Genomic DNA, 5564 nt, shown 5'->3' with positions numbered 1-5564 from the left:
CTCTCAAACCGATAACTCCCTTCTGACGTTATGACCAAGCGTTCTGCCATCGATGCTGCCCGAATCACAATTTTTACATTGTTTTAATCATTTGTTTAAAAACCTGCCTGCAATCGATTAACACCCTGACCAATAAAGCGTATATTAGCCATCGCTTGGTAATCTGTTATGGCTTGTTTTTGCTTATAAATCCCCGTTATCAAGCGAATCACACAAATATTATAAATGAGTACAATACCTGATAACGTTTGTAAAAGGACGCCCTATGAACCTGCAATCCCTTTCTTTACACTCCTGGAAGCTCGATCGAAAAGCCTGGATTTTATTGGCTGATATTGCGTTGTTTTTCGTTTTATATCACAGCTTACCTTTTGCCGCCGACGTAACAACTGGCCTCAGCTTACTGGTCTTTATCGCTGTGCTTTGGCTCACCGAAGCCATCCATGTCAGCATGACAGCGATATTGGTGCCGATCATGGCAGTGGGTCTCGGTGTGTTTGAAACACCGGCGGCGTTGTCAAACTTTGCTAATCCTATTATCTTTCTGTTTCTAGGTGGGTTTGCATTAGCGGCGGCATTGCAAGCTCAAGGGCTCGATCAAGCGATTGCCAATAAAGTATTAACCATCGCCCAAGGAAAAATGTCAGTGGCAGTCATGATGCTCTTTGGTGTTACCGCCGGTCTATCGATGTGGATCAGTAATACAGCCACGACAGCAATGATGCTTCCTTTGGTACTCGGTATCTTACATAAGGTGAATAATCAAAAAGATCATGGCACCTATGTTTTCGTTCTGTTGGGGATTGCTTACTGTGCCAGTATCGGTGGCATCGCGACCATTGTCGGTAGCCCACCAAATGCCATCGCCGCTGCAGAAGCTGGGTTGAGTTTCGCAGACTGGATGAAGCTCGGACTGCCTGTCACGCTTATCCTACTGCCAGTGGCTGTTGTTGTGTTGTATTTTTTAACCAAACCGAATCTTAACTACAGCTTTGATGCCGACAAACGCGGCTTTGAGTGGACCACGCCACGTTTAATCACCATTGCTATCTTTGCGCTTACGGTGTCGGCGTGGATCTTCAGTAAACCCTTAAATGCTATGCTCGGTGGTCTCAGTAAATTTGACTCGATCGTCGCGCTGTCTGCGATCGTATTACTGGGTGCTGCCCGAGTGGTAAAGTGGAAGGAAGTGGAAAAAACCGCAGATTGGGGCGTTCTATTATTGTTCGGTGGCGGTATTTGCTTAAGCAACGTACTCAAAGAAACAGGCACCAGTGTATTCTTGGCGAATCACCTCAGTAGCGCGCTGACCGGCTCCGGGTTGTTCTTTACCATGCTTGGTGTCGTCGCGTTTGTTATATTCCTCACAGAGTTTGCCAGTAACACCGCCAGCGCCGCACTGTTAGTTCCCGTCTTCGCGACCATTGCAGAAGCCTTAGGCGTGTCCCCCGTGGCACTATCGGCGTTAATTGCCATTGCAGCATCCTGTGCCTTTATGCTTCCCGTTGCCACCCCTCCTAACGCCATTGTGTTTGGATCTGGGCATATTGAACAACGTGATATGATGCGGGTTGGTATGTACTTAAACCTTGTTTGTATTGTGGTTCTTGCCATTTTTACCCGTTTATTCTGGTAATCTCGCTCACTACCTGGCATTTGCGCCAGGTAGTGTTTTTCGCGTCTTCTCGTCTATCAAAATTGTTTCAATTGAGTTTCAGGTTTACACTAGCGCAACGCTTAATAACCCGTAAACGACTATGGCATTTGCAGAAATTACTGGCTGGGGTAAATGTCTCCCGCCTGCTGTGTTGAGTAATGATGACCTCAGCACCATCTTAGAAACCAATGATGAATGGATCCGCTCGCGCACTGGCATTGAGGCGCGTCGAGTGAGTCATGTAGAAACCTCGGACTTAGCAACCGTTGCTGCCCATCGAGCCCTGGCGGCTGCAGGTATCGACGCGAGCCAGTTAGACTTATTGATTGTCGCGACATGCTCGCCAGATACCTTAATTCCTAACATCGCTTCAAAGGTTCAAGGAAATATTGGCGCCCTACATGCAGCCGCTTTCGATATGAATGCCGCCTGTACTGGATTCCTTTATGGATTAGAAACGGCTACCAAAATGTTGCAAGCTGGCCATTACCAGCACGCACTGATTATTGGTGCAGAACACCTTACTTGGTACTTGGATTGGAGCAAACGCGATACCGCCGTGTTATTCGGTGACGGAGCGGGGGCAGTCGTGGTGAGCAAAAGCGATCAAGAAGTAGGCTTGTTGGATGCGCAACTCGGATGTGATTCAGCAGGAAGAGACGTATTAGCCATCCCGGCATTTGGCACCGCTATGGATCGTTTTGATCCCGACAATGGGCATTTTTCGTTTGACTTTATCGGTCGCGATATTTTTAAACGCGCGGTGAAAGGTATGGGCTCTGCGGCAAATCAAGTGCTTGCCCGCAATCAACTTAACGCCGACGACATCGATCTTGTTGTTCCTCATCAGGCGAATAAACGGATTATTGAAACCTTGTGTGAGCATGCCGGTATTGAACTGGATAAAGCATTTATCAATATCCAGCATTACGGTAATACGTCTGCCGCAACAATTCCTATCGCCTTGTGCGAAGCGGTAGAACAAGGCGTCGTCAAGCCGCACAGTCAATTGCTCACCGCGGCATTTGGCGCTGGGCTTACCTGGGGCGCAGGACTGATTCGCTGGGGTGAGCGAACCACACCTATCGCGCAATCAAATGCAGACCTACCACCCACCGATAAAACGGCACTCGAGCTATTAGACGACGCAATTAATCACTGTCAAAAGTCGAATAAGTAGTAACGCGAGAAAGCTAAGAGCCAAAAAGCCGACAATCAAGATGTCGGCTTTTTCTTAGCAGGGTTTCATTGAGGCATTAGGTTAAATGCAAGAATGCCGCGCCACGCACTCCACCCGCATCGCCATGCTGTGCTTTAACTATATCAGGCGCATTTGCCGCTGACAGTAAATGCTGAGGTAAGCGCTCGGAAATGGCGTCATAAAGCTCATCAAAATTAGATAAGCCGCCGCCAAGCACAACCATGTCAGGATCGAACGCAGTTAAAATACCGCCTAAAGACATTGCCAACACATCAAAAAAGCACGCGACAAATGCCACTGCATCGGATTCACCCACTCGGTAGTTTTCGATAATCTCAATCGCTGATAGAGGCTGATAAAAGTGGCCATACAATTGTTCGAATCCGCGCCCTGATAGGTAATTATCTAAGCATCCTTTGTTGCCACATCCACAATCAAACATCGGTGGGTGATCACCAAGACGCAACCAAGCATCAATCGGCATCCGCATATGACCAACCTCGCCAGCCATCTGGTTTTTACCATTAATCACCTTACCGTTAATGACTAAACCACCACCAAAGCCAGTGCCAAGAATTAAACCCAAGACTGTTTTCGCCGACTGCGCTTGCTCATCCCAGGCTTCCGATAACGCGAAACAGTTAGCATCATTACTGATACGGACTTCTCTGCCAAGGCGCGCTTCTAAATCTGCACGTAGCGATTGTCCATTGGCTGCAGGCACATTAACGGTTAGAACCGTTCCATCTTCTGCTTGCGAGCCAGGAATACCAATACCAATGGTTCCCTGCCCTCCCCATTTAACATCGTATTTTTCTACCAATTGGACGATGGTTTCAACCAACGCCGCATAATCCTGCGTGGGGGTTGGATGACGTTCGGTCGCAATACGATTGAGTTGTTTGTCAAACGCGCCGAACTCAATTTTTGTGCCGCCCACATCAAAGCCGTAATACATGGCTAAGTCACCTTCGTGTTTGTTTGTCGTTATATAACCAGATTATCCACCAAAAATAGCCTCAAGTCCGTGATTCTGGCCAAGTTTCGTAGTTTTTTAACCAAACGTTAGCCATCGGCATTTTCGTGTGTATCACATTGATCCTGGCGATGAAGCAGCAGGGACAACGCGTCTCGCTCTGGCAACGCCTTTTGTCGTTTACCTGCCATATAGCGCTCGCTAAATACATCAAACCATTGATTCAAATATGCGGCTGCCATTTGCTCTTGATTTGCGATCAGTGCCTCTGCAGCCACTTCTGCTGTTGCAAGCTGATTCTCGCCGTGAGCATCACGCACTTGATAGCGTGATAATGCCTGAGGTTGAATACTTAAAACCGGAAAACGATCAAGCCAAGGGCTCTTTCTGAAAATCTTTTTCGCTTCTCGCCAGGTTCCATCGATAATAATCAACAGCGGACGTTTACCTGACACGCCCACAGTCGGGACACTCACGACACGCTCAGGCGTCGTGTATTGAGACGGGAAAACCACAAAAGGTTGATAATCGGGATGGGACAGAAGCGCTAACATCTCAGGGTCCGGCTCTGTTCGTGACCAAATAAACGCATAGGTATCGGCGATACAGTCAGCAATCAGCCGGCCGGTATTGCTTGGCTTCAAGACCTCATCGTCATACATCAGCAGCATAAAAGCGGCGTGTGTCTTTTGAGCCGTTCGGTGGGCGCAGATACAATAATGACGAACCAGCATGCACTGCTGACAACGATCAACCCCGGCACCACGGGCTAGATAAGGGCGGGTAGCACGCGAGAGGCGTGCTTTATAAAGGCGCTGAATCGCGTGATTCTGCTCTATTTTTGACATCGCTATTTTTGACATCAAAGTATCTAGGNGCCGTGACAGGTTGCTCCCATCGCCCGGCTAAGACTTCTTCCATATCTTCAACCACACGATCGGCTTCACGGAGTATGGTAAACCTTAACGCGGATGAGAGCCCAGGGTTTTGCTCACAAATGGTCATGATGTTAGAGGCGACGAGATCGTGCACGATATCTGCAATGGTTTCATCGCCAATGGCTTCACCGGGTTGCTCAAAGACGGTGAGATTGAACGCAAAGTGCTCGATCAGTGCCTGATACCCGTCTGAATCTACTACCATGGTTACTTGTCCTTAGACTGTTCATATATCGCTATTGTATCGCGAACATCCGCGATGTGCGCCCCCAGAGGACGAAATTAGAAAGCGAGTCACGCTTCACAGCACATCACGTGCTTTATACTGTTTCCATGCACCTTATACGATTCGATGCATCTTGTACTATTCGATGCACCTTACATACGATTCCACACGTCTTATAGTATAAGATAGCATGCGCAATAACACGTACTGGCTTATTGCTCGTGTACATACAGTGGCAAAACTGTGAACGGTAAGCCKTTCTTGCTTATCCATGCCACACTTTACTCATGCAAACTGCTGACCCACTCTTCTTTGCAGTATAGCTYTGGTTTGCAGTGATGAAAATAAACCACACACTGAGCTGTTTTCACGGATACGCCCGAATCAATCGCTCACAAGGATGTAGGAAAAAACCATGAAGGTAAACCGTCCGCGCCTATTTAGTAAGAGCATTGTCAGCAAAATCGGATTAATCATGACGTTTATCACGCTGATGGTGCTCGGATTATCGGTTTCAAGCTATATCATGCAAGAGCGTATCAATCGTGATGTAGAGCGCGCTACCC

General features: G+C 47.8%; 5 protein-coding genes. 2 read left to right on the top strand and 3 right to left on the bottom strand.

The genetic code is table 11. The features are described 5' to 3' along the window. Nucleotides 1–265 precede the first annotated feature (265 nt). Nucleotides 266–1636 (top strand): DASS family sodium-coupled anion symporter, encoded by a 1371-nt coding sequence (locus BZG79_RS11840; RefSeq protein WP_077669072.1) that lies wholly within the window; start codon nucleotides 266–268, stop codon nucleotides 1634–1636. A 121-nt stretch (nucleotides 1637–1757) separates the two neighbouring features. Further along, nucleotides 1758–2837 (top strand): ketoacyl-ACP synthase III, encoded by a 1080-nt coding sequence (locus tag BZG79_RS11835; RefSeq protein ID WP_077679049.1) that lies wholly within the window; start codon nucleotides 1758–1760, stop codon nucleotides 2835–2837. A 76-nt stretch (nucleotides 2838–2913) separates the two neighbouring features. Here the strand turns inward: BZG79_RS11835 and nagK are convergent, their stop codons facing one another. From nagK to BZG79_RS11820, 3 genes are all read right to left on the bottom strand, one after another. After that, complete coding sequence (nagK, locus tag BZG79_RS11830; protein WP_077774474.1) at nucleotides 2914–3816, bottom strand: N-acetylglucosamine kinase; 903 nt, start codon at nucleotides 3814–3816, stop codon at nucleotides 2914–2916. Nucleotides 3817–3923: 107 nt separating this feature from the next. Continuing rightward, a complete protein-coding gene (locus tag BZG79_RS11825) occupies nucleotides 3924–4697 on the bottom strand; it encodes a tRNA-uridine aminocarboxypropyltransferase (protein WP_242414174.1) in 774 nt (257 codons plus the stop codon). Continuing rightward, a complete protein-coding gene (locus tag BZG79_RS11820) occupies nucleotides 4639–4977 on the bottom strand; it encodes a DUF3802 family protein (RefSeq protein ID WP_077774472.1) in 339 nt (112 codons plus the stop codon). The genes BZG79_RS11825 and BZG79_RS11820 overlap by 59 nt, the downstream gene beginning before the upstream one ends. Nucleotides 4978–5564 lie beyond the last annotated feature (587 nt).

Source organism: Salinivibrio sp. MA427, from assembly GCF_001996115.1.
Classification (GTDB): domain Bacteria; phylum Pseudomonadota; class Gammaproteobacteria; order Enterobacterales; family Vibrionaceae; genus Salinivibrio; species Salinivibrio costicola.
This window is presented reverse-complemented; position numbering and strand designations above follow the sequence as displayed.

Bases quoted from the DNA above. Each gene is read 5' to 3' on its own strand.
- BZG79_RS11835 (WP_077679049.1), top strand. From the start codon at position 1,758: ATGGCATTTGCAGAAATTACTGGCTGGGGTAAATGTCTCCCGCCTGCT.
- nagK (WP_077774474.1), bottom strand. From the start codon at position 3,816: ATGTATTACGGCTTTGATGTGGGCGGCACAAAAATTGAGTTCGGCGCG.
- BZG79_RS11825 (WP_242414174.1), bottom strand. From the start codon at position 4,697: ATGTCAAAAATAGCGATGTCAAAAATAGAGCAGAATCACGCGATTCAG.
- BZG79_RS11840 (WP_077669072.1), top strand. From the start codon at position 266: ATGAACCTGCAATCCCTTTCTTTACACTCCTGGAAGCTCGATCGAAAA.